The organism is Ruminococcus sp. CAG:57, from assembly GCF_000435935.1.
GTDB lineage: Bacteria > Bacillota > Clostridia > Oscillospirales > Ruminococcaceae > Hominimerdicola > Hominimerdicola aceti.
The window spans coordinates 1-1,767 of the sequence record NZ_FR890675.1; the positions used below are offsets into that span (position 1 = coordinate 1).

General features: G+C 43.2%; 1 protein-coding gene. It reads right to left on the reverse strand.

Translation table 11 applies throughout. The features are described from left to right. Positions 1-50: 50 nt before the first annotated feature. Positions 51-1,484, reverse strand: a complete 1,434-nt coding sequence (locus tag QVO88_RS00015; RefSeq protein WP_022286484.1) for an ATP-binding protein — start codon at positions 1,482-1,484, stop codon at positions 51-53. Positions 1,485-1,767: the final 283 nt, after the last annotated feature.

Consider the following 1,767-nt stretch of genomic DNA (forward strand, 5'->3'; position numbering starts at 1 on the left):
AAAAACTTGATCAATTTCGATTTGTATTCCCTTTTCCTTATCCTTTTCCCTTACCTCGCCAAAAACTTCTGATACTTACTCTTAGGCTTCTCAGGTATCGTCATAATAAGCCTGCCGCTTGCTATCATTGGCTTGACGTACCTTTCCATAACGTAAGCGATCGTCATTCTGCCATTGAAAAACTCCGCTATCTCATTCCTGCTTCTCGGCGTTTTACAGAATTCAAGTATCTCAGTTTCAATGTCATCTATCGGCACGCTTTCGGCGGCGCTGTTGTACAACGTCACCTTGAATACGCCTCTGTCGCTCTCAAATTTCGGTGCAGTCAGACCGCTTTGTTCCATTGCATTTATTATCGTAGGTATGCCGCTGTATCTGTTCTCCGTTTCACCGAGTATCTCCATAGCACCCGCTATCTTAGGGTTTCTTGTGTCGGCAGACACTTTCCCCAATCTGTCAAGGGTCATTCTGCCGTAAAGTCCGCCGGGATTTTCTATCTCAAAACGGTCGCTGAACATCTTTATGGTTATAGGCGTTGTGTCCGTGTGGATACTGTAATCTCTGTGGATAATAGCGTTCAGGATAAGCTCTCTGATAGCAATTACAGGATACTCCGTCTTGTCCGTCCGCTTGCCCGTGTTCGGGTCTATGATAGTCGCAGTTTTCATATTTTTGCGCACGAACACCAAAGCATCATTCAGCATCTGCACAAGTGTTCCGTCTATTCGCTGATTGTCTATAAAACGTTCGCCGACGTTTGCCGTACTGCTTATCTCAGTTCCGGGCACAGACACAGCCGTTATGCAAAGCTGCGGAAAAAACGCCTGCGGGTAGTTTGAGAAAAGCATTATTCCGGTCAAAGTCGGTTTGCCCTCATCAGTAAAACCTTGCAAGCGGCATATTTCCTCATTTGAAAGCTCGGCAAGATTAGGCTTTTTGCTTTTCAGCAGGTCAAAATAAAGCTTGAATGTGTTGGTCTGAATGTCCTTTTCAAAGGCTCTTTCGCAAGTTCTCAGCTCGTCGTGAATGCTTTTTTTGAAAGCCTCATAGCTGTAAACCTCATATTCCGTCATAAGTCTGTCAGCGTCGCCCGACCTGACATATGAGCCTTTCAGCCTGCCCACACCGCTGTAAAAGCAGGGTTTGTCAGCATTATCTATCTCCTGTATCTCGGCGGATACGACAGTTTTGCCGTCGATAGATGCAACGGAAAACAGCGGCCTTATCACAGGCGTCATTTCCTGACACTGCGCCTCGACCTTTTTCATAAGGTCAGCGGCATCATAAACTCCGCAGACATTGTACCCGTCATTTTCATCTACGCCGAAAATAATAACGCCTCCGCCCGACTGATTTGAAAAAGAGGACAGCGAATCACGCACCTTAGGGCAACCCTTATTTGCCGCTTTTATCTCTATCTTGTTGCTCTCGCTGCGAACAAGCTGTATTTGTTTCACCATATCTACAAGTTCATTATCAAGCATTTTATCGCCTCCATAATATAATTATACTGATTTTATTAGAATTTGTCAAGATTGAATTCTTATAAAATTGTAATTTGTCTTATAAAAGTCTAATAAAAGCCGTATAAAATGAGGTGATGGCTTATAATTTGATATGGAAGTGCAAAAAAATCACCGATACAGGCACAAAGGCTTGTATCGGTGATTTTCTTTAGCCATTGTTATTAATAGAAAAGCCCGCTTATGTTAAGAACTCTCAAACTTCTGCATGATATTTACTAAGTTTATGTTAAGGACACGTATA

What these genes read in the sequence shown, in the direction of transcription:
- QVO88_RS00015 (WP_022286484.1), bottom strand. Translation starts at nt 1,484, where the DNA reads ATGCTTGATAATGAACTTGTAGATATGGTGAAACAAATACAGCTTGTT.